This window comes from Ruegeria sp. AI2 (genome assembly GCF_056541275.1).
The window spans coordinates 1-21466 of sequence record NZ_JBQFYB010000024.1 but is presented as its reverse complement, the minus strand read 5'-3'; the positions used below and the strand labels follow the sequence as shown (position 1 = coordinate 21466).

Genomic DNA, 21466 nt, shown 5'->3' with positions numbered 1-21466 from the left:
CAGACGACAATCAGTAGCGGTAGTGTTCCGGCTTGTATGGACCTTCCGGTTTGACACCGATGTACGCCGCCTGATCCGCATCCATCTTCGTCAGCTTCACGCCGATGCGATCCAGATGCAGGCGGGCCACTTTTTCGTCCAGATGCTTGGGCAGGATGTAGACCTTGTTCTCGTACTGGTCACCTTTGGTGAACAGCTCGATCTGTGCCAGAACCTGGTTGGTGAACGAAGCCGACATCACGAAAGACGGGTGACCTGTGGCATTGCCAAGGTTCAGCAGACGGCCTTCAGACAGCAGGATCAGACGATTGCCCGAAGGCATCTCGATCATGTCCACCTGCTCCTTGATGTTGGTCCACTTGTGGTTCTTCAGGCTGGCCACCTGAATCTCGTTGTCGAAGTGACCGATATTGCCAACGATGGCCATGTCCTTCATCTCGCGCATATGCTCGATGCGGATCACGTCCTTGTTGCCGGTGGTGGTGATGAAGATATCCGCGCTGGCAACTTCGTCTTCCAGCAAGGTCACTTCGAACCCATCCATCGCAGCCTGCAGCGCGCAAATCGGGTCAACTTCGGTCACCTTCACGCGCGCACCCGCGCCGCGCAGGCTGGCGGCCGAGCCCTTGCCCACGTCGCCATAGCCGCAAACCACGGCAACCTTACCGGCCATCATGGTGTCGGTGGCGCGGCGAATACCGTCAACCAGCGATTCCTTGCATCCGTATTTATTGTCGAATTTCGATTTTGTGACCGAGTCATTCACGTTGATCGCCGGGAACGGCAGGTGGCCGTCTTTCACCAGTTGATACAGACGGTTCACACCGGTGGTGGTTTCCTCGGACACACCCTGAATCTGGTCGCGCATCTTGGTGAACCAACCGGGGCTTGCCGCCATACGCTTGGCGATCTGCTTCTTGATCACCTCTTCCTCTTCCGAACCCGGAACAGGGATGATGTCTTCGCCTGCCTCAGCACGCGCGCCCAGCAGGATGTAAAGGGTCGCGTCGCCACCATCGTCAAGGATCATGTTCGGACCGTCTTCAAACAGGAAGGATTTATCCAGATAATCCCAATGCTCTTCCAGCGTCTGACCCTTGATGGCGAAGACGGGAATGCCCGCCTCGGCGATCGCGGCGGCGGCATGGTCCTGAGTCGAGAAGATGTTGCACGACGCCCAGCGCACATCCGCACCCAGCGCAACCAGCGTTTCAATCAGAACGCCGGTCTGGATGGTCATGTGCAGCGACCCAACGATACGCGCACCTGTCAGAGGCTTGCTGTCCCCATATTCCGCACGCAGGGACATCAGCCCCGGCATCTCGGTTTCGGCAATGTCCAATTCCTTGCGGCCGAACCCGGCCAGCGAAATGTCTTTAACGATATAGTCCACGGCCATCAGGCGCTCCATTTTCGGTAAATCACAGTCCCGGCTGCCCCTAGCACTCCTTGGGGCAGGTGGCAACTTTGAAGACTGTTACCGGAAGCCTGCTGGCCGCTTTCAGCTTGGCGTGCCTTCGATTTTTATCTTTGGTATCGCTTCAAAAAAATCGGTGCCAACGGCAACAATACAACTGATCCCGTTCGCATTGGTTACCAAAACGGTATAACTGCCCGTTTCCTTCGAGGCCCAGACCTCCATCACAGATTGCGCGTCGCGCGTCTTTTGCAAACCGCCAAAGGCCAATTCCTCGGCGTAGTTTTCCTGCAATTTGGTGACAATATCGTCGCGATCTGCGCAACTTCGGGCAAAAGCTGGTGGGGCGGTCGCGGCCATTCCAAAGGTCAGGGCAATGGCGAATAAACGCTTGAACATGACAAACTCCTATCGTTTCGCGTTTCACGGTCGAGAGGAGCACACCGGGAGAAGCATGTGCCCCCCTCGGTTTTGATGTCGGGATCATGGCGCGCCGTTGCAAAGCACAAATGCTCAAGAAACTGTTGGCAGCAAGTGATCCAGACAGGTACATCATAGCACAAAAATATGGCGCAATCGCGTCCGGTCAGGCGAGGCATAGCAAAATGGCAACACAACCCAGAGCATGGCAGCGCATGTTATCGGGGCGTCGGCTGGACCTGCTGGACCCGACCCCGGTGGATATCGAGATAGAAGATATCGCCCATGGGCTTGCTTTTGTGGCGCGCTGGAACGGGCAGACACGCGGCGATTTCGCCTATTCCGTGGCCGAACACTCCCTGTTGGTTGAGGAACTCTTCGGCAGAATAGCCCCCAAGGCACCCGTCAAGTGGCGGTTGGCAGCCCTGTTACATGACGCGCCGGAATACGTGATCGGCGACATGATTTCGCCGGTCAAATCCGCTGTGGGCCCCGGTTACGGCGCCTTGGACGACCGGCTGGCGGCGGCGATCCACATCCGGTTCGGTTTGCCTGCTGAGGTACCAAAAGCGGTGAAGCGGCAGATCAAGAAGGCCGACAAAATCAGCGCCTGGATGGAGGCCACCCAGATCGCGGGCTTTTCCGAGGCAGAGGCGACAAAATTCTTTGGTCGCCCGGATAAAGCGGTGATGGAGGGATTGGAGATCACGCTAAGACCACCGGTTAAGGTGCGGCAGGCATTCTCCGATCGGTATCAAGCATTGTTGTCAGAGTTTTAAGGACAGTTTGAATGATTAAGTTTTTTCTTTCAGTCAGCTTAATATGCTGTGCTGCATTCAAGGTTTCTGCATCACCAGAAGACGATGCAAAGTACATTGCAAGCCAATTTCTACTGGAAGAACAGATTCTTACGTTGCGGAAAAATGCCTCGAGGTATTACGTTGAAAACCTCACGGAGCTGTTGGGTAAACACAACATACGTGTAAAAGACACTAAGCGCCTTGTAAGCCTTGTACCCAAAGAAGTTACGGATATTGCCATCAACGGGCATCTTGATGAGATCGCGCAATGGCAACTTGATGCATACAACACACAGCAGTTGAGCAAGATCAAAGAATTCTATCTCACGGGCACTTGGCAGAAACTAAGAAAGCTAAGTTACAAAGAATGCAAGGCTGGATGGGTAGAAAAAACTGCCATTGCTCCACAAGTGCACGGATATGAAGAAGCCCGAATTCAAAGACACCTTTCCCCAAAAGAGTTCCAGAGTTATCTGGATTTCTTTGGCAGCGAAACCGGAAAAGCCTTTGGTAAACTGCATGAATACGAGATTTGGTGCAGTGAGCATTATACATCCACAAGCGTTTTTTTACTGAGACGTGGTGAAGCAACGTTAAGAACAGAATTTGTACTTAGTGCGCTTAAAACAAAAGGGCTATTTCAGTTCTCAAACCCAGTTGCCCGTAAAGAGTTTATTGCAAAAATCGAGAGCGAGATTCAATAAACCTCACTCTGCGAACAAACGCTCGAGTTAAATTCACCGCGGACTGCGCTTCGCCAGTATCCTCTGCAATGTCCGGCGATGCATGTTCAGCCGACGCGCCGTTTCGCTGACATTGCGGTCGCACAACTCATAAACCCGCTGGATATGTTCCCAGCGCACGCGGTCCGCGCTCATGGGGTTTTCCGGCGGCGGCGGCAGCTCGTCACCCTTGGCCAGCAGCGCATTGGTGATGTCGGTGGCGTCGGCGGGTTTTGACAGGTAATCCGTCGCGCCGATCTTGACCGCCGCAACGGCGGTGGCAATCGCGCCGTAGCCGGTCAGAACCACGACCCGGCTGTCGGGGCGCTTTTCGCGCAAAACCTCAACCACATCCAGACCGTTGCCATCCTCAAGCCGCAGATCAACAACCGCGTAAGCCGGTGGGCGGGCGGTGGAAATTGCGCGGCCTGCGGCGACAGACCCTGCGGTTTCGACCTCGAATCCACGCTTTTCCATGGCCTTGGCCAAACGTCTCAGGAACGGCTCGTCATCATCCACCAAAAGCAGGGATTTATCAGGGCCGATATCAAGCTGAGAACTGTCTGCCATATGTTAGGTCTTTCCGCTATTTCATGCCTTTGGCTTAAACATGAGTAATAGCAGCGCAGAAACAAAGGTCAAACAACCTTGTTAATGCGCAGCCTGGTCCAGAAAGCACCCGACCTTGTCCGCCATCTGTTCGGCCGTGTCATCGCGCTTGAAGAATTCAAGGAAACCATGTTCGGGCGTCACCAGATATGTGAAGGTGGAATGGTCAACAAGGTAGAATTCGTCGCTTTTTTCCTGTGCCTTGTAATAGGTCTTGTAAGCCTTGCTCGCCGCCCTGACTTGTTCGGGTGAACCGGTCAAGGCAATCGTTTTGCCGCCCAGATTAAAGGCATAATCATCCACAACCTCGGGCGTGTCCCGTTCGGGATCGATCGAGATGAACAGCGCAGTTGCCGACTGTCCGCGCTGGTTCAGGATATCCACGGCTTCAACATTGCGGGACATGTCGAACGGGCAGACATCGGGGCAGAATGTATAGCCGAAATAGACAAGTGTGGGTTCGGTGATCACGTCTTTGTCGGTCACCGTCTCACCTTTGCCATTCACCAGTTCAAACGGCCCGCCGATAGCAGCGGTCCCCCCGGCGATCTGCCCGGATCGGCACTGTGCAAACTGGTCGCCGGATCCGCCCCCACGCGTCAAAAGCCACATCGCACCTAGGCCAATAGCCAGAACGAAAGTTGCAAGAATTGCGTATAGGCGGGTCATTTCGGTTTTCCGGTCGCAAGGGGTTGTTGATCGTTCCGGCCGGGACACCTATCAAGATGACCAGCCTTTGCAACAGGACATAAGCGACCGATGGCAGATTCCAATCAGACTTTTTGGCGCGGCCAGGAACGCAGCAGCTGGATCCGCCTGCGCACCCTGATCCTGTTGCGATGGGTTGCCATTTTTGGTCAGATCACCGCCATCACCGTGGCCCAGCAATACTATCACGTGCAGCTGGAACTGGGCCTGTGCTATCTGGCCATCGGGATCTCGGTCATGGGTAACCTGACTGCCATTCTGTTGTTTCCACAGAACAAGCGGATGTCCGAGTTCGAAAACTTCCTGATGGTTCTGTTCGATCTGCTGCAACTGTCGATCTTGCTGTATCTGACGGGCGGTCTGAACAACCCCTTTGCCCTTCTGCTTTTGGGGCCGGTCACGATTTCCGCCAATGTGATGAGCACACGTTCGACCTTGATTGTCGGGGCTGTTGCGATTGTTCTGACCACTCTGCTGGCGGAATTCCACCTGCCGCTGCGGACCAACATCGGAGTGTTTCTGGACATTCCGGAAATCCTGCTGTTTGGCAACTGGGCGGCTATCATTATCGCCATCGTCTTTATCGGTGCTTATTCTCACCGCGTCAGTTCCGAGGTTCAATCCATGTCCGAAGCGCTGGCTGCTACCCATATGGCGCTGGCCCGCGAGCAAAAACTGACCGATTTGGGTGGCGTGGTCGCCGCTGCCGCGCACGAGTTGGGCACCCCCTTGGCCACGATCAAACTGACAAGTGCGGAACTGATCGAAGAGCTGGACGACCGTCCCGACCTCAAGGAAGACGCCGCCTTGATCCGTGAGCAGGCTGATCGGTGCCGCGACATTTTGCGCGATATGGGTCGTGCCGGAAAAGATGACCTGCATTTGCGGCAGGCTCCGCTTTCGACGGTGGTGAACGAAGCCGCCGAACCGCATGTTGACCGGGGCAAGGTCGTTCATTTTTCCGAAGGCCCGACGCAGGACGGAGACGTGCTGCAACCCTCGATCCTGCGAAAGCCCGAGATCATTCACGGGCTCCGCAACCTGATCCAGAATGCCGTGGATTTCGCCCGCGCGAATGTCTGGGTCGAAGCCGAATGGACAGACAGCAGGATCACCGTCAGCATCATGGATGACGGGCGCGGCTACCCGTCGCACATGATTGGACGCATCGGTGATCCTTTCATGCGCCGCAGACGGGCCGAAGCCGACCTGCGAACCCGGCCGGAATACGAAGGCATGGGACTGGGACTGTTCATCGCAAAAACGTTGCTGGAACGCAGCGGTGCCGAGTTGAAATTCGCAAATGGCACGGACCCGTATCAGCATCTGACTGATCACAAGGACCGGACAGGCGCGATCGTCAAAGTCTCGTGGCCGCGCAACCTGATTGACGCGCAAAAGGGTGACACGCCGGTTCCATCCGGTTCCAACAAACGCATTCAAGTATGAGTTAAGGAGCCGTTAACCTATCCTGCCCATAGTCAGCCGGGGTTTGTTCTACCTTGGGGATATTCATGGCCGACTGGATCATTCTGGCCGCGATCAGCCTGGTATCGGGATGCTTTGCCGTGCAGTGGTTATTGCCACGCCAGACGCGACGCGACGATGTCTTTGGTTTGTTTTCGACAACATCCCTGTTCGATGCGGTATTCCTGTTTGATGGTGATCACCTGATCAGCCACTCCGATATCGCGCTTGCCGGGTTCGAACATGTTGGAAGCTGGCAGGACTTGCGCCGCCTGCTGCAAAGGGATTTCCCCACCTTCCCCGAAACACCCGAAAAGGTTCGCGATCAAAATGTACTGGTAATCTCGGCCATTGATTGCACAGTCGAACGCGAAGTCGTGTGTGAATGGATAGACGGGATTGTCCGCGTGCGTCTGCACGAACCGGCCAGAATATCTCCGACTGGGTCAAGCACGCTGAGTGAACCGAGCCGTCTGGCCATGGAACAGGCCCCCTATCCAGTATGGTTGCTGGATCACAACAGCCAGGTGCAATGGTGCAATGCAGCTTATGTCACGCTTGTTCGCCGGGCGCGTGGTCAGGATGCCGATCTGACTGCCCCGCTGTTTCCGGGCACCTCTGATGCGCCGTCGCTTGGAAAATCAAGGGTTTCGGTAGATGTGACTGGGACCAACAGCAAGTTGTGGTTCGATCTGACACAGATCGAACAGGAAGACGGGCGGTTATGTTACGCCACAGACATCAACGCCATTGTCGAAGCGGAAACCGCGCAACGCAAGTTCGTGCAGACCATGACCAAGACGTTTGCTCAGCTTTCGATCGGCCTGGCCATTTTCGATCGCAACCGGCAACTGGCGCTGTTCAACCCGGCCCTGATCGATCTGACCACGTTGCCGCCGGATTTCCTCAGCTGCCGCCCAAATATCAGCAGTTTCTTCGACCGGCTAAGGGATCAGCACATGATGCCAGAGCCCAAGAACTACCGTACATGGCGGCGTCAGATGAACGACCTGCTCGAAGCGGCCGAGGGCGGAAACTATCACGAAACATGGTCGCTTCCCTCTGGCTCGGTTTATTCTGTAAGCGGCAGGCCGCACCCCGACGGGGCTGTTGCGTTTCTGTTCGAAGATATTACGGCCGAAATCACGTTAACGCGCCGCTTCCGGTCCGAGATGGATCTGATGCAATCCATATTGGACAAGCTGGCCGATGCAATCGCTGTATTTGCCGATGATGGCACCCTGGCCCTTACCAACTACGCCTACGAAAAGCTTTGGGGCGACGCACAGGAAATCGGCTTTCAGACCGACACGGTCACCGATGTCACGCGGCGGTGGCAGGACCATTGTGTTGCTACGCCGATTCTGGGAGAGATCCGGGATTTTGTCGAAATGCGGGATAACCGGGCGGAATGGACGGCTGAAATCCGGATGCGGTCGGGCATTACTTTGGACTGCACGGTTTCACCGGTTCATAACGGTGCGACGATCGTGCGGTTTGCACCCGTGGATCTTCTGACAAAAACCGCCCCGTTGAAACAGATCAGCGCCTGAACCGGGGTTGCAGCCGATTGGGCAGAACGTCATTGTGGCGCCATGACGACGCCCCCCCAAACCCTGACCTTCAGATCGCCCGATGAAACCGCAGATTTTGCGACCCGTGTCGGGTCTTCGCTTGGTGATGGGGATGTCCTGTTGCTTAGCGGTGCAATCGGCAGCGGCAAGACGCATTTCGCACGCAGCCTCATTCAATCACTCATGCCTGAACCGGAAGATGTGCCGTCACCCACATTCACTTTGGTTCAGACCTACGACACCCCGGCCGGTGAGATCTGGCACTGCGATCTTTATCGGCTGAACGCGTTAGAGGAAGTGGATGAACTGGGTTTGGTCGATGCCTTTGACACAGCAATCTGCCTTGTGGAATGGCCGGAAAAGCTGGGCGCACTAGCCCCTGCCGCTGCGTTAAAGCTGGCCTTCGAAACTGACCCTGACACAGAAGATACCCGCCACGTGTCCTTGTCATGGACCGATCCGAAATGGGTAGAAAAGCTGGAGAGTGCAGGATGACAAACAGGACAGTCCTGGCAGAGGCCCTTATTGCACAAACTCCTTGGGCCGGGGCAACGCGTGCACCACTGGCCGGCGACGCATCGAACCGCCGGTACGAACGCGTGACCGATCCGGTCAGTGGGCGAACGGCTGTCCTAATGGATGCGCCACCTGACAAGGGCGAAAGCGTCGAATCGTTTGTGCGCATTGCCGACTATCTGCGTTCGATTGGACTGAGTGCGCCTGAGATTTACGCAGAAGACGCTGAATATGGATTTCTGCTGCTGGAAGATCTGGGTGATGATCTGTTTGCACGCGTCCTGAAAAAAGACCCGTCCAAAGAACGCCTTTTGTACGAGGCCGCGACAGACGTGTTGCTTCACCTGCATCAGGCCCCATTATTGTCGCTACCGTCCTACGACCCGGCCCTGATGACGGACCTGGCGGCGCTGGCGCTTACGAAATATGCCGCTGGAATTCAGGGCAATGTTGATCAGGACGTTCTGGACCGGTTCGAACTTCGGTTTGCCGATATTCTGCACCGTGAAACCTCTGGGGGCAAAGTTGTCATTCAAAGGGACTATCACGCGGAAAACCTTCTTTGGCTGCCCGAGCGCGACGGCATAAGGCGCGTCGGATTGCTGGATTTCCAATTGGCCATGCTGGGGCACCCCGCCTATGATCTGGTGTCCTTGCTTCAGGACATTCGCCGCGATGTTTCGGTCGGGACAGAAATGCAGATGATCAACCGATATATTGCAGGGTCAGGTATGGATGATCACGAGTTTCGGACCGCGTACAGCGTATTGGGCGCGCAGCGAAATCTTCGCATCCTTGGCGGTTTTTCGCGGCTGGCAACCGATTACGGCAAGCCGCAATATCTGGACATGATCCCGACGGTCTGGTCGCACCTCATGCGGGATCTGGAACACCCTGCCCTTGTTTCGGTGGCCGCGCTGCTGCACGACGCTCTGCCCCGACCAACACCTCAGAATTTGGCCAGACTGAGGCCGCAATGACCGGATCACCCTTTGCCGTAATGTTGTTTGCCGCCGGATTTGGCACCCGTATGGGCGCGTTGACCAAGGACCGACCCAAACCGCTGATCGAAGTGTCCGGGCGCCCCCTGATCGACCGTGCGCTGGATCTTGTCGACAACCTTGGCCCTGTTCGCACAGTGGCAAACGTGCATTACCACGCCGATCAGCTCGACGCGCATCTCGGGCCTAAAGGCATTCTGATATCGCGGGAAGAGCCGGAGATCCTGGAAACTGGTGGAGGGTTGCGCGCAGCCCTGCCATTGCTGGGAACCGACCCAGTGTTCACCCTGAATACCGACGCAATCTGGTCCGGCCCAAATCCATTGAAACTGCTGCAAAACGCATGGGATCCGGCCCGCATGGATGCGCTTTTGATGTGTGTTCCGACTGCACAGGCCATTGGTCACGACGGGCCCGGTGATTTTACCGCTGATCGGGCGGGGCGGATCACGCGTGGGCCCGGCTTGGTTTACGGGGGCGCGCAGATCCTCAAGACACAAGGATTGCACGCCATCTCGCAGCCGGCGTTTTCGTTGAACCTGCTTTGGAACCAGATGCACGACCAGGGGCGTTTGTTCGGCATCGAGTATCCCGGGCGCTGGTGTGATGTGGGTCACCCCGATGGGATCGCTCTGGCCGAGGATTTGCTTGCCGATGTTTGACCCCGGACCCCTGCCCCGCGTCTTCGCCGTTCCGCCCGGTACGGATTTCCCCAAGGCGTTGGTCGACGGTCTGAAGCGGCGTTGTTCTGGCCCGCCCGAGGCTTTGGCGCGGGTGGAAATGGTGTTGAACACGCGACGCATGGAGCGGCGCGTACGTGATCTGTTCAATCAGGGGCCACCTTGCCTGCTGCCCCGCATCTCGCTGTTAACCGATCTGGGGGACAGCGCTGATCTGGCGCATATTCCACCTGCCATTCCGCCCCTTCGGCGGCGTCTGGAACTGACGCAGCTGGTGGCCAAATTGTTGGAACAACAACCAGATCTGGCCGCGCGGTCGTCGGTTTTTGACCTGTCCGACAGTCTGGCGGCGCTGATCGACGAGATGCAGGGCGAAGGTGTGACACCGGACACGATCCGGGGGCTGGATGTCAGCGACATGTCCGGCCATTGGGCGCGGGCTCAGACCTTTATCGGTATCGCAGATCATTTCATTGACACGAGCTCGCAGGTGATGGACGCGCAGGCCCGCCAACGTCGCGTGGTCGAGAACCTGATCACCCGCTGGCAGACCGATCCCCCACTGCATCCGGTTATACTGGCCGGGTCAACCGGTTCGCGCGGCACCACGCTGATGCTGATGGACGCCGTCGCGCGCTTGCCGCAAGGGGCGCTGGTACTGCCCGGATACGATTTCGACCAGCCGGATCACGTTTGGGAAGGGTTGGATGATGCGTTGACTTCGGAAGATCATCCGCAATACCGGTTTCGCAAGTTGATGCGCGGGCTGGGCCTGTCACCCGGCCAGATCACCCCCTGGACAGACCTGAACGCCCCCTCGCCTGCCCGTAACCGTCTGGTTTCCCTGGCTTTGCGCCCGGCCCCGATCACCGATGCCTGGATGAGCGAAGGCCCGAAACTGGCTGATCTACTCGGCGCAACCAAAGACCTGACACTGGTCGAGGCGCAATCACCGCGGGACGAGGCTTTGGCCATTGCCCTGCGCCTGCGACAGGCTGCTGAAACCGGTCAGACCGCCGCCCTGATCACGCCCGATCGCATGTTGACCCGTCAGGTCAGCGCCGCGCTGGACCGGTGGAACATTCTGGCGGATGACAGCGCCGGTCTGCCGCTGCAACTCTCGCCTCCGGGCCGGTTTCTGCGACATGTGGCTGGTCTGTTCACGCGCCGTCTGGAGGGCGAGGCGCTGCTTACCTTGCTAAAACACCCTTTGTGCCATGACGGCAGTGAACGCGGTAACCATTTGCTGCACACGCGTGATCTGGAACTGGACCTGCGCCGCAATGGCCCGCCATTTCCGGATGGCACGAGCCTCGTAGCATTTGCAGCACGCAAAGAAACCCCCGAGGCCTGGGTCCAATGGGCTGTTCACCACTTCTGCGATCAACAGATCTGTGGCGAGTTGGCGCTTTCCGACTGGATAGATCGGCTCACAACACTGGCCGAGGCGATCTCGGCCGGCAGTGCAGGTGAAACCGGCACGCTTTGGGACAAGAACGCGGGTCAAAAAGCGCTGGCAGTGCTGAATTTCCTCAGGGATGAGGCGCAACATGGCGGGCCGATGACAGCCCATGATTTTGCCGATCTTCTGGGTGCGTTGCTTGCAGGGGAAGAGGTCCGCGACCGCGACGCGCCACATCCGCATATCATGATCTGGGGCACACTCGAAGCGCGGGTACAGGGTGCGGACCTGTTGATCCTTGGCGGATTGAACGAAGGCAGTTGGCCAGAAGCCCCGGCGCCCGACCCCTGGCTGAACCGGCAGATGCGGGACAGGGCGGGCCTGTTGCTGCCCGAACGGCGGATTGGCCTGTCGGCGCATGATTTTCAACAGGCCATCGGCGCGCCCGAGGTCTGGCTGACCCGCGCAACCCGCTCGGACGATGCGGAAACGGTGCCGTCCCGTTGGGTGAACCGGCTGACAAACCTGTTGCAAGGCCTGCCTGAGCAGGGTGGCCCCCAAGCGCTGGCCGAAATGCGCGCCCGTGGCCAAAACTGGCTGAATTGGTCCGACGCTCTGGAAGACGCGCCGCGCATTGACCCCGCACCACGCCCATCCCCGCGCCCGCCAGTTGCCGCGCGTCCTCGTCACCTGTCAGTAACGGAAATCAAGCGGCTAATCCGCGATCCTTATGCCATCTATGCCAAACATGTGCTGCGTTTGAAACCTCTCGACCCGCTTGTCCAGGCACCCGACGCGTTGCTGCGGGGGATCGTAATCCACGAAATCCTCGAGCATTTCGTCAAGGATAGCGTGCTCGACAACGCCTTGCTGACGCGCGAGAATTTCCTGAAGCGCGCGCACGCATTGCTGGAGCAGCATGTCGCCTGGCCCACGGCGCGGCACCTGTGGCTGGCGCGACTGGAACGGATCGCAGACGACTTTATCAGCGCCGAACTTTCGCGCCGGAGCGATGGAGGGCCAGTGGCCTTTGAAGCGGCGATGAAGCTGGTGCTGAATCCGCTGGATTTCACCATAACAGGGCGCGCTGACCGGATCGATCACAACAGCCGGGGGGCCTTGCGGATCATCGACTATAAAACCGGCGCGCCTCCGACAGAAAGCCAGCAGTCCAAATTCGACAAGCAATTGCTGATCGAGGCCGCAATGGCCGAACAGGGCGGTATCGAAGGTCTTGACCCGATGGCAGTGGCAGAGGCCATCTTCATCGGGATGGGTGGTGCCTATAAAGAGGTGCCCGCGCCGCTGCTGAAAGAACCCGCCGACAAGGTTCTGGCTGAGCTGAAAGAGCTGATTTCAGCTTATTTAGAACCTGATCAGGGGTATTCGTCCCGCCGAATGCTACACAAGGATACGGATATCGGTGACTATGATCATCTGGCCCGGTTCGGCGAGTGGGACCGGACAGCCGAAACGCGCCCCGAGGATCTGACATGAGCGCGCGCAACGAAGCAACCGAACGGCAGGTGCAGGCCGCGCGACCAGATGCCTCGACCTGGCTGGCCGCCAATGCGGGGTCTGGAAAGACACGGGTTCTGACCGATCGGGTGGCGCGCCTGCTGCTGGGTGGCGTCCAGCCACAACACATTCTTTGCCTGACCTATACCAAAGCCGCTGCCAGCGAGATGCAGAACCGGTTGTTTGACCGTCTTGGCAAATGGGCCATGCTGGAAGATGCCAGGCTGCAAAAGGACCTGGCCGAACTGGGCGTGACTGGCGCCATCGATTCAGACCGGTTGGCCCAAGCGCGCACCCTGTTTGCCCGCGCCATTGAGACTCCGGGTGGCTTGAAGATTCAGACAATTCACTCGTTCTGCGCCTCGTTGCTGCGTCGGTTCCCGCTCGAGGCCGGGGTCAGCCCGCAGTTTTCGGAAATGGAAGACCGTGCGGCAGCTTTGCTGAGGGAAGAAATTGTTGAAGATTTCGCAGAAGGCCCGCAGGCCGGGCTGATTGAAGACGTGGCCCGGTTTGTCACCGATACAGGCTTTGACAAGCTGACTGCGGCGATCACCCAGAAACGCAACCTGTTCGCGCAGCAACTGGATTGGTCTGATCTGCTGCAATGCTTCGAACTGCCCTCGCATTTCGACGATAATGCGTTGTTCCAAAGCGTTTTTCAGGGTGGTGAGGTCCAGCTGATCCAATCAATGCTGCCCGTATTGCTCGAAAGTGGCGGCAATAATGCCAAGGCTGCGGCAAGGCTGGCAGGGTTCACCGACGCACGATTGGCTCACTTGCCCATGCTGGAAGACGTGCTGCTGACCGGAAAAGGCGCAAAAGAACCGTTCACCGCCAAGATCAACGGCTTTCCCACCAAACCCCTTCGCGAAGGTGCGCTGGCGGACCGGATGCCTCAACTCGAAGCTCTCATGCTGCGGGTCGAGACCGCGCGTGAACGCCGACTGGCGCTGGTTGCCGCCCAGAAAACCGCCGTTTTGCACCGCTTTGCCGCTGCATTCCTACCAGAATATGAACGCCGCAAGCAGTTGCGGGGGTGGCTGGATTTCGACGACCTGATCCTGCGCGCACGTCAGGTTCTGAACGACCCGGCGGTGGCCGAATGGGTGCTGTACCGTCTAGACGGGGGTATCGACCACATTCTTGTCGACGAAGCGCAAGACACCAGCCCCGATCAATGGGATGTGGTCGAAAAACTGGCTCAGGAATTCACCAGTGGGGAAGGGGCCCGATCAGGGGTCGAGCGCACGATTTTCGTGGTCGGCGATAAAAAGCAATCGATCTACTCCTTTCAGGGCGCCGACCCGCAAGCCTTTGACCGGATGCAGGAGGAGTTTGACCGGAAGCTTGCTGAATCAGGCTCTAAACTGTGGGATTCGACGCTGGAATATTCATTCCGATCCTCCAGCGCGATCTTGTCTCTGGTCGACACGCTTTTTGAGAACCGCGCCGATGCGGGATTTCAGAAGGAAAGCCAGCACCGCGCCTTCAAATCCGATTTGCCCGGTCGGGTTGATCTTTGGCCCGTCGTCGAGAAAGTCGAAGACGCGGAAGAGGGGGATTGGACCGATCCGGTGGACCGGCCCGGATCGCGGCATCATACCGTTATTCTGGCCGAACGGGTGGCTGAGACGATCAAAAAAATGATCGATGGCGGCGAAACGATCCCTGAAGACGGGGACACACAGGGCCAGTTTGTTCGACGCAAAGTGCAACCGGGTGATTTTCTGATCCTTGTGCAACGCCGGTCCGACCTGTTTGCCGAAATCATTCGCGCCTGCAAGGTTGCCAGGCTTCCCATCGCCGGGGCGGACCGGCTGAAAGTGGGTGCCGAACTTGCGGTCAAGGATCTGGCTGCGCTGCTTAGCTTTCTGGCCACGCCCGAAGACAGCCTGTCTCTGGCGACGGTTCTGAAATCCCCACTGTTCGGATGGTCCGAGCAGCAGCTTTTCGATCTGGCCCATCGGCGGGAGGAGCAATTCCTGTGGGCTGCTTTGCGCAGACGCGCCGACGATTTCCCCAAAACCCTGGCCGTGCTGAACGATCTGCGCAGTCAGATCGACTTTCTGCGCCCCTATGACCTGATCGAACGCATTCTGACCCGACATGCCGGGCGGCGAAACCTGTTGGGCCGACTGGGACCCGAGGCAGAAGACGGTATCAATGCCCTGCTGTCGCAGGCGTTGGCCTACGAGCGGACGGATATCCCCAGCCTGACGGGATTTCTGGTCTGGATGCAGACCGACGATCTGGAAATCAAACGACAGATGAGCGGGGTCGGCAATATGATCCGGGTGATGACGGTGCACGGCTCGAAAGGTCTGGAGGCTCCGATCGTCATTCTGCCGGATACCGGCAAACGTCAGCCGCCACGCGACGCCGAAATCATGGTGGCAGACGGGACACCGCTGTGGAAGGTTTCGGCAGACCAATCGCCAAACCTGATCACTCACGCCCGGTCAGAGGCGCGCACCCGCGAGGAAAACGAACGGCTTCGCTTGCTATATGTGGCTCTAACACGGGCTGAAAAGTGGCTGATCGTGGCGGCGGCGGGTGATTTAGGCAAAGATGGCAACAGCTGGTACCAGATGGTAGAGGCGGCGATGGAAAAGGCCGGGGCAACGCAACTGCCTGGTTCAGATACACGTCGGCTGTCCCATGGCGACTGGGATGGGTTGCCATTGGTCGAGCAGTCAGTTGCATCGGCCAAACATGCAGAACTGCCCGACATGTTCCTGCACCCCGCACCGGAACCAGTTGTACCTGCGGCCACCATCAGCCCTTCGGATCTGGGTGGTGCAAAGGCGTTGCCGGGTGACGCTGGTCTGGATGAAGACGCTGCTAAACTGCGCGGAACCCGCGTGCACCTGCTGCTTGAGCATCTGCCCAAAGTCACGCAGAACCACTGGCCAGAGCTTTGTGCCCGCCTGCTGCCCGACACGGGGCAAGAGGATCAGGGCGCATTGCTGACCGAAGTCACAGGCGTGCTGACATCCGAAAGCCTGCGACACATTTTCACGCCGGACACATTGGCCGAAATACCTGTTACTGCCGACCTGAACGGGCAGCGAATGTATGGGATTGTCGACCGCCTGATCGTGACAGACACCGAAGTCCATGTGATTGATTTCAAATCAAATGCCATCGTTCCGAACCGGGTCGAAGATTGCCCCGAAGGGTTGCTTCGCCAAATGGGCGCGTATGCGCAGGCCCTGTCGCAGATCTATCCAAACCATAAGATACGCACCGCAATCCTCTGGACAAGAACGGCAAATCTTATGTGGCTGCCACACGATCTTGTGACGGATGCCGTGGCCTGCACCCAGATATCTTGACCTTACCTACTGCCGCCCCTACCTTCACAGCCCAAGCGCATTTCATTCAGGAGACATAATATGTCGACCGTAGCCGTCACCGACGAAACCTTTGACGCCGAAGTCAAGAACTCGGACGTTCCAGTAGTAGTGGATTTCTGGGCCGAATGGTGCGGACCCTGTAAGCAGATTGGTCCGGCACTGGAAGAGCTGGCCGCTGAATATGGCGGCAAGGTCAAGATCGCCAAGGTGGACGTGGACAACAACCCGAACTCCGCCGCCGCCATGGGCGTGCGCGGCATCCCGGCGCTGTTCATCTTCAAGGACGGTCAGGTTGTATCGAACCGCGCAGGCGCTGCCCCCAAAGCCGCGCTGCAAAGCTGGATCGACGAATCCATCTGATCTGGCGATAACGGATTGTTCGAAAGGCGTCTCAGATCGGGGCGCCTTTTTTGTTGAATCGGCGGGGAAACCAATGGCGAAAACGCGCGTTCTTGTAGAATTCGGGATGGGCACATCCCTGCGCCGGATGGACTATACCGAGGCGTCGCTGCGGGCGATCAGAGACGCACTGTGGCACAACTCGGTCAATATGGCCGAGCTGTTTGGTTTCCCGAAAGAGGCGATGATCATCGATGCTGAGATCGGCGTGCAGCAGCCGGATCAAGTGGATACCGACGCCCTCAAAGCCGTTTTCCCTTATGGCCAGCCCAACATTACCGTCAGAAAAGGTGGGCTGGACATCGAAAAACCGCATGGTGACGGCCACACGGTTATCGCCAACGCTGCACTGATCGTTTCTTTCGACATGGACCCGGCGCAATGAGTGAAAAGCGGATCATCCTGGAAATGGGCACCGGCAATGACCTTTATGGTCGGGATTATACCAAAGCGGCCCGCCGCGCGGTACAGGACGCGCTGCATCATTCATCCATCACGCTGTTTTCAAAGCTGGGGATCGATCACAACGAAATGCGCGTGCGTGTGACAATCGGCGTTCAGAATCCGGAACAGGTGAACTGCGAGCTGGTTGCTGCCGACTTGCCGCGGGGCCGGGCCGAGGTTCGCGCGATCAAAGGTGGTCTGGATGTCGCCGATGAAAAGACTGGCACTCTGCACGTCATTGCAACTGCCGCGGTCGAGGCCTTTTTGCCCGATCTTGCCGGGAAATATGTCCACAGCTGAGCAACGAAAAAGCCGCTCGGATATCCGGGCGGCTGGTTCGGTTTGGCGATCTGTCGGTTGGGTCAGATTTTTGCGATATCCGCGCGGCTCAGACCGATATCGTCCAGCTGCGTGTCGCTGAGTTCCGACAGAAGGTTCCGTGTTTTACGGGCTTCATTCCATGCGACAACATTGTCGAATGCATTGATGAAAACGTCCGCCACGTGCAGGATGGTAGCTGCTCCGAGCGGCGCATGAATATTAGCTGTGGTTGCCATGTGCGCAGTCCTTATTGAAGAAACAGCCGACCCGTTGTCGGTTGTGAGCCTCATCTAGTACCGCTAGGCCGGACTCACAATTGCTGGTCCGGTAACCCCGAATTGCATTTTTTGCATATCTTTTGGGCAGTTTGGCAATGGGTTGCGCCAACAACCGGTCCGGCCCATATATACCGCCAGCAAAAGCGGAGACGATCATGGCAGATAACGACTTTCCCGGTTGGCACGGCACAACGATTATCGGCGTCAAGAAGGACGGTCATGTCGTCATTGCCGGCGACGGTCAGGTGAGTCTGGGTCAAACCGTGATCAAGGGCACTGCGCGCAAGGTGCGCCGCCTGTCTCCCGGAGGGTTCGAGGTCGTGGCAGGTTTTGCCGGATCGACAGCGGATGCCTTCACATTGCTGGAACGGCTCGAAGCCAAGCTTGAGGCTACGCCCGGCCAACTGGCCCGCGCCTCGGTTGAACTCGCCAAGGACTGGCGCACCGACAAGTATCTGCAAAAGCTTGAGGCGATGCTGATCGTGACAGACGGCAGGGATCTGCTGGTCATCACCGGGGCAGGGGACGTACTGGAGCCCGAACACAATGTGGCTGCCATCGGGTCGGGAGGCAATTTCGCTCTGGCCGCCGCGCGTGCCATAATGGACAGCGACAAATCTGCAGAAGACATCGCCCGGCAATCCATGGCCATCGCAGCAGATATCTGTGTCTACACCAATGGCAACCTGACGGTTGAGGCGATCTCAGGCTAAAAGCGCCTTGATCTCTTTGCCTTTCCACTGACGGTGCATGCCGATCAGCCCCAGAATCGCCGCAACGATCACGATGTAATAGGGAACGCGGATATCGATGCTCATCAATCCGCCACCGATCAATGACATGATCCCCCCCGCAAGACAGAACACGGCAGTGGCCACGCCCATGGCCCAGCCCTGATCCGCCTCGCTGACGCTTGAGGAGAACAGGCCCAACAGCGTTGGATAGGCGATGCCGAACAGGAAATAGAAGAAAAACACGGGGACATAGCTGAATACACCGCTTGGGCTGAAGGCAAAGGCAAACCCGCAAATGACCATCACCACAAGCGACGTGTAAATGATCGCGTGTTTGCTGAACCTTTCCTGGGCAGGCTTCACCAGGAACGTACTGGAAAAGGCCAACGCCACACCGATGACAACCATCGCCACGCTGCCCCCGATGACCCCATACCCGAATGCGCTGGTCAGGAAATTGTCGACAAACACGTAGAATGTGACATTGGCGATCATGAAAAACGAATAGACCGGCAAGATTTTCAGAACCAAAGGGTGTTCGCCAACTGCGATCAGACTGTCGGTAATATCGCGGGGACGAAACACAAAGGGCTCGCGCTTGGTTCGGGTGTCCTTGAAAAAGAGCAACACCAGAAATATCGCCACTAGAACCAATACGAACGCGCCATAGAACGGGGTTTTCAGCGTGGCAAAGCCGCCAAACAGCGCCGAATCCGACAAAACTGCGCCGATGATCGGCCCGCCGACAAGGCCAAAGCTGACACCTGTCACGATGTAGCCCATGTTTCGGTCCCGGTCAGACGCGTCAGTGCTGCCATCGATCATCGCTGCCTGCGCGATGGGCTGATTGCCCGCAGTGAACCCGGTAATCGAACGGCCGACGATCAGCAGAAGCAGGTTATTGAGATAAAGCGCCACAATGGTCAGCGCATATCCGGCCAACGCCCCCCCAAGGCAGACCAGCAGCGCATTCTTTCGCCCGATCGAGTCAGACACTTTCGAGACATAAACAACACCCAGAAACCACGACAGGAAAAAGCATCCGATCACCAGACCGTAGTAAAAATGCCTACGGCCCACTGGCGTGCTTTCCGGCAGGAAACCCGAGTTCGTTTCCATGATCAGCGAATTGATGATGGGAAAGACCAGACCTTGCCCGATCAGATCCACAAACACCACAAACAACAGGGTAATCTTGGCAATCTTCGTCATTCTGTATGCTCCTGACGCTCGTAACCCTGACGCAACCGTAACAGAGGGTTCGTGTTTTACCCAAGCAAAGGATTTGCAAACCGCATGAGGCATTGTTAACCAACGCGGCCAAGACCCGCGGTTTGCTTGTTTTCGTCAAAGCCATGATTACCTAGACCGCATCACGCAAATACGACCGAGAGGATTGCCCTTTGACCGACCTGACCCCGCGCGAGATTGTCTCGGAACTGGATCGATTCATTATCGGGCAAAAGGATGCCAAGCACGCTGTGGCCGTTGCCCTGCGCAACCGCTGGCGCCGCAAGCAGTTGCCGGACGATATTCGCGAAGAGGTGTATCCAAAGAATATCCTGATGATCGGCCCCACCGGTGTCGGCAAGACCGAGATCAGCCGCCGTCTGGCCAAGCTGGCGCGCGCACCCTTTATCAAGGTCGAAGCCACGAAGTTCACCGAGGTTGGCTATGTCGGTCGCGACGTGGAACAAATCATCCGCGATCTGGCCGATGCCGCCATTCTGCAAACACGGGAATTCATGCGCGAAGACGTCAAGGCCAAAGCCTATCAGGCCGCCGAAGACCGCGTGATTGACGCCATCGCTGGTACGGATGCCCGTGAAGGCACACGAGAGATGTTCCGCAAAAAGCTCAAGGCGGGTGAACTGGATGAAACGGTCATTGAACTGGACGTTGCGGACAGTTCAAACCCAATGCCGATGTTCGATATCCCTGGACAGCCTGGCAGTCAGATGGGGATGATGAATCTGGGCGATATCTTCGGTAAGGCGTTTGCCGGGCGCACTGTCAGGAAACGTCTGACTGTCGCCGAAAGCTATGACGTACTGATCGGAGAAGAGGCAGACAAGCTGCTGGACGATGAGACGGTCACCCGCACCGCATTGGAATCGGTGGAACAGAATGGCATCGTTTTTCTGGACGAGATTGATAAGGTCTGTGCCCGCACAGAAGCGCGTGGCGGCGATGTAAGTCGCGAAGGGGTGCAGCGCGACCTGCTGCCCCTGATCGAAGGTACAACCGTCTCGACAAAACACGGTCCGGTGAAAACCGACCACATCCTGTTCATCGCATCCGGCGCGTTCCATATCGCCAAACCGTCAGACCTTTTGCCCGAGCTGCAAGGCCGTCTGCCCATCCGGGTAGAGCTGCGTGCGCTGACCGAGGAAGACTTCGTGCGCATCCTGACTGAAACCGACAACGCACTGACCCGGCAGTATACAGCCCTCATGGCCACCGAAGAGGTCACGGTTGGCTTTACCGAAGATGGTATTGCCGCCTTGGCACGGATCGCAGCCGAGGTGAACCAGAGCATTGAAAACATTGGTGCGCGGCGACTTTACACAGTCATGGAGCGGGTCTTCGAAGAGCTGTCATTCACCGCACCAGACCGGGCCGGAACAGAAATAACTGTCGACGCACAATTCGTGGACGACAATCTAGGTGAATTGACCAAATCTGCAGATTTGAGCCGTTACGTTTTGTAGCAGCTCGGGTCCGATACTGCCGCTTTTCCCGTTTCTTTCATCCGCTCTTTCGCTCCAAACAAAGCGTTTTACTATTCACGTGATTACGTTTGTGGCCACCGGCAAGGAATAGACAACCAAAAGTTCAGCAGAGAACCCCGTCAAGAAGGTCGCCAAAGCCATCAGACGCAAAACTCGACAAAAGCGCTTACCCATTCAATTTGTTCGCGCGGTCAGTTAATTACGCTCTGAATATTTCGAATCGAAGTCACATTTCAGATACGTGTGGCAAAGCCAAAACGTATGCAACAGACGGTTGAGGTTAGGTGTTATGGAGATTGAGCAGACGGGGTTGTCGGGTGTGTTGGTTATTCGCCCGCAGCGGCATGGGGATTTGCGCGGGTTTTTTT

At 57.3% G+C, this 21466-nt stretch carries 20 protein-coding genes; 14 read left to right on the top strand and 6 right to left on the bottom strand.

Features of this window, described 5'->3' with window-relative positions:
- Window positions 1-10 precede the first annotated feature (10 nt).
- Window positions 11-1399, bottom strand: coding sequence for an adenosylhomocysteinase (ahcY, locus tag ACR0LL_RS20410; protein WP_267366313.1), 1389 nt, complete (start codon window positions 1397-1399; stop codon window positions 11-13).
- A 102-nt stretch (window positions 1400-1501) separates the two neighbouring features.
- Window positions 1502-1816 (bottom strand): hypothetical protein, encoded by a 315-nt coding sequence (locus ACR0LL_RS20405; protein ID WP_267366315.1) that lies wholly within the window; start codon window positions 1814-1816, stop codon window positions 1502-1504.
- Window positions 1817-2022: 206 nt separating this feature from the next.
- On the opposite strand from ACR0LL_RS20405, the gene ACR0LL_RS20400 reads away from it, so the two are divergent.
- Both ACR0LL_RS20400 and ACR0LL_RS20395 read left to right on the top strand, forming a co-directional pair.
- Entirely contained in the window at window positions 2023-2616 is a 594-nt protein-coding gene (locus ACR0LL_RS20400; protein ID WP_480589085.1) for an HD domain-containing protein, read from the top strand.
- Between the two features lie 11 nt (window positions 2617-2627).
- Window positions 2628-3341: a hypothetical protein gene (locus ACR0LL_RS20395; protein ID WP_480589083.1), complete on the top strand. Its 714-nt coding sequence runs from the start codon at window positions 2628-2630 to the stop codon at window positions 3339-3341.
- 33 nt (window positions 3342-3374) lie between these two features.
- Here ACR0LL_RS20395 and ACR0LL_RS20390 read toward each other — a convergent pair whose 3' ends face one another.
- Together ACR0LL_RS20390 and ACR0LL_RS20385 are read right to left on the bottom strand one after the other, a co-directional pair.
- Entirely contained in the window at window positions 3375-3929 is a 555-nt protein-coding gene (locus ACR0LL_RS20390; protein ID WP_050604676.1) for an ActR/PrrA/RegA family redox response regulator transcription factor, read from the bottom strand.
- A gap of 81 nt (window positions 3930-4010) precedes the next feature.
- Window positions 4011-4637 (bottom strand): SCO family protein, encoded by a 627-nt coding sequence (locus ACR0LL_RS20385; RefSeq protein WP_480589081.1) that lies wholly within the window; start codon window positions 4635-4637, stop codon window positions 4011-4013.
- Between the two features lie 90 nt (window positions 4638-4727).
- On the opposite strand from ACR0LL_RS20385, the gene regB reads away from it, so the two are divergent.
- The 10 genes from regB to ACR0LL_RS20335 all read left to right on the top strand — a co-directional run bounded on the left by regB (window position 4728) and on the right by ACR0LL_RS20335 (window position 17333).
- Window positions 4728-6125, top strand: a complete 1398-nt coding sequence (gene regB, locus ACR0LL_RS20380; protein WP_480589079.1) for a sensor histidine kinase RegB — start codon at window positions 4728-4730, stop codon at window positions 6123-6125.
- 65 nt (window positions 6126-6190) lie between these two features.
- The gene (locus ACR0LL_RS20375; protein WP_480589077.1) at window positions 6191-7696 is read left to right on the top strand and encodes a PAS-domain containing protein; all 1506 of its coding nucleotides are present in this window, start codon (window positions 6191-6193) and stop codon (window positions 7694-7696) included.
- 42 nt (window positions 7697-7738) lie between these two features.
- A complete protein-coding gene (tsaE, locus tag ACR0LL_RS20370) occupies window positions 7739-8212 on the top strand; it encodes a tRNA (adenosine(37)-N6)-threonylcarbamoyltransferase complex ATPase subunit type 1 TsaE (protein ID WP_480589075.1) in 474 nt (157 codons plus the stop codon).
- Window positions 8209-9213, top strand: coding sequence for an aminoglycoside phosphotransferase family protein (locus ACR0LL_RS20365; protein ID WP_480589073.1), 1005 nt, complete (start codon window positions 8209-8211; stop codon window positions 9211-9213). The genes tsaE and ACR0LL_RS20365 overlap by 4 nt, the downstream gene beginning before the upstream one ends.
- Window positions 9210-9896 (top strand): nucleotidyltransferase family protein, encoded by a 687-nt coding sequence (locus tag ACR0LL_RS20360; protein WP_480589071.1) that lies wholly within the window; start codon window positions 9210-9212, stop codon window positions 9894-9896. The genes ACR0LL_RS20365 and ACR0LL_RS20360 overlap by 4 nt, the downstream gene beginning before the upstream one ends.
- Entirely contained in the window at window positions 9889-12813 is a 2925-nt protein-coding gene (gene addB, locus ACR0LL_RS20355; RefSeq protein ID WP_480589069.1) for a double-strand break repair protein AddB, read from the top strand. Before ACR0LL_RS20360 ends, addB begins: the two co-directional genes overlap by 8 nt.
- A complete protein-coding gene (gene addA / locus ACR0LL_RS20350) occupies window positions 12810-16169 on the top strand; it encodes a double-strand break repair helicase AddA (protein WP_480589067.1) in 3360 nt (1119 codons plus the stop codon). Before addB ends, addA begins: the two co-directional genes overlap by 4 nt.
- A gap of 60 nt (window positions 16170-16229) precedes the next feature.
- On the top strand, window positions 16230-16550 hold the full coding sequence (trxA, locus tag ACR0LL_RS20345; RefSeq protein WP_209505247.1) for a thioredoxin: 321 nt from the start codon (window positions 16230-16232) through the stop codon (window positions 16548-16550).
- 73 nt (window positions 16551-16623) lie between these two features.
- Window positions 16624-16974 (top strand): Lin0512 family protein, encoded by a 351-nt coding sequence (locus ACR0LL_RS20340; RefSeq protein WP_209505248.1) that lies wholly within the window; start codon window positions 16624-16626, stop codon window positions 16972-16974.
- On the top strand, window positions 16971-17333 hold the full coding sequence (locus ACR0LL_RS20335) for a Lin0512 family protein (RefSeq protein ID WP_480589065.1): 363 nt from the start codon (window positions 16971-16973) through the stop codon (window positions 17331-17333). Before ACR0LL_RS20340 ends, ACR0LL_RS20335 begins: the two co-directional genes overlap by 4 nt.
- 62 nt (window positions 17334-17395) lie before the next feature.
- Here the strand turns inward: ACR0LL_RS20335 and ACR0LL_RS20330 are convergent, their stop codons facing one another.
- The gene (locus ACR0LL_RS20330) at window positions 17396-17590 is read right to left on the bottom strand and encodes a DUF1127 domain-containing protein (RefSeq protein ID WP_209505251.1); all 195 of its coding nucleotides are present in this window, start codon (window positions 17588-17590) and stop codon (window positions 17396-17398) included.
- Window positions 17591-17787: 197 nt separating this feature from the next.
- On the opposite strand from ACR0LL_RS20330, the gene hslV reads away from it, so the two are divergent.
- The gene (gene hslV, locus ACR0LL_RS20325; RefSeq protein ID WP_480589063.1) at window positions 17788-18345 is read left to right on the top strand and encodes an ATP-dependent protease subunit HslV; all 558 of its coding nucleotides are present in this window, start codon (window positions 17788-17790) and stop codon (window positions 18343-18345) included.
- Here hslV and ACR0LL_RS20320 read toward each other — a convergent pair.
- Entirely contained in the window at window positions 18337-19578 is a 1242-nt protein-coding gene (locus ACR0LL_RS20320; protein WP_480589061.1) for an MFS transporter, read from the bottom strand. The two genes, hslV and ACR0LL_RS20320, sit on opposite strands and share 9 nt — an antisense overlap.
- A 191-nt stretch (window positions 19579-19769) precedes the next feature.
- On the opposite strand from ACR0LL_RS20320, the gene hslU reads away from it, so the two are divergent.
- On the top strand, window positions 19770-21077 hold the full coding sequence (hslU, locus tag ACR0LL_RS20315) for an ATP-dependent protease ATPase subunit HslU (RefSeq protein WP_480589059.1): 1308 nt from the start codon (window positions 19770-19772) through the stop codon (window positions 21075-21077).
- Window positions 21078-21466: the final 389 nt, after the last annotated feature.

Excerpts from the sequence above, each read along its gene's own strand:
- ACR0LL_RS20390 (WP_050604676.1), bottom strand. The coding sequence starts at position 3,929 with ATGGCAGACAGTTCTCAGCTTGATATCGGCCCTGATAAATCCCTGCTT.
- ACR0LL_RS20365 (WP_480589073.1), top strand. The coding sequence starts at position 8,209 with ATGACAAACAGGACAGTCCTGGCAGAGGCCCTTATTGCACAAACTCCT.
- ACR0LL_RS20400 (WP_480589085.1), top strand. The coding sequence starts at position 2,023 with ATGGCAACACAACCCAGAGCATGGCAGCGCATGTTATCGGGGCGTCGG.
- ACR0LL_RS20330 (WP_209505251.1), bottom strand. The coding sequence starts at position 17,590 with ATGGCAACCACAGCTAATATTCATGCGCCGCTCGGAGCAGCTACCATC.
- ahcY (WP_267366313.1), bottom strand. The coding sequence starts at position 1,399 with ATGGCCGTGGACTATATCGTTAAAGACATTTCGCTGGCCGGGTTCGGC.
- hslV (WP_480589063.1), top strand. The coding sequence starts at position 17,788 with ATGGCAGATAACGACTTTCCCGGTTGGCACGGCACAACGATTATCGGC.
- tsaE (WP_480589075.1), top strand. The coding sequence starts at position 7,739 with ATGACGACGCCCCCCCAAACCCTGACCTTCAGATCGCCCGATGAAACC.
- regB (WP_480589079.1), top strand. The coding sequence starts at position 4,728 with ATGGCAGATTCCAATCAGACTTTTTGGCGCGGCCAGGAACGCAGCAGC.
- addB (WP_480589069.1), top strand. The coding sequence starts at position 9,889 with ATGTTTGACCCCGGACCCCTGCCCCGCGTCTTCGCCGTTCCGCCCGGT.
- addA (WP_480589067.1), top strand. The coding sequence starts at position 12,810 with ATGAGCGCGCGCAACGAAGCAACCGAACGGCAGGTGCAGGCCGCGCGA.
- ACR0LL_RS20360 (WP_480589071.1), top strand. The coding sequence starts at position 9,210 with ATGACCGGATCACCCTTTGCCGTAATGTTGTTTGCCGCCGGATTTGGC.
- ACR0LL_RS20375 (WP_480589077.1), top strand. The coding sequence starts at position 6,191 with ATGGCCGACTGGATCATTCTGGCCGCGATCAGCCTGGTATCGGGATGC.
- ACR0LL_RS20320 (WP_480589061.1), bottom strand. The coding sequence starts at position 19,578 with ATGACGAAGATTGCCAAGATTACCCTGTTGTTTGTGGTGTTTGTGGAT.
- ACR0LL_RS20405 (WP_267366315.1), bottom strand. The coding sequence starts at position 1,816 with ATGTTCAAGCGTTTATTCGCCATTGCCCTGACCTTTGGAATGGCCGCG.
- ACR0LL_RS20385 (WP_480589081.1), bottom strand. The coding sequence starts at position 4,637 with ATGACCCGCCTATACGCAATTCTTGCAACTTTCGTTCTGGCTATTGGC.
- ACR0LL_RS20395 (WP_480589083.1), top strand. The coding sequence starts at position 2,628 with ATGATTAAGTTTTTTCTTTCAGTCAGCTTAATATGCTGTGCTGCATTC.
- ACR0LL_RS20335 (WP_480589065.1), top strand. The coding sequence starts at position 16,971 with ATGAGTGAAAAGCGGATCATCCTGGAAATGGGCACCGGCAATGACCTT.
- trxA (WP_209505247.1), top strand. The coding sequence starts at position 16,230 with ATGTCGACCGTAGCCGTCACCGACGAAACCTTTGACGCCGAAGTCAAG.
- ACR0LL_RS20340 (WP_209505248.1), top strand. The coding sequence starts at position 16,624 with ATGGCGAAAACGCGCGTTCTTGTAGAATTCGGGATGGGCACATCCCTG.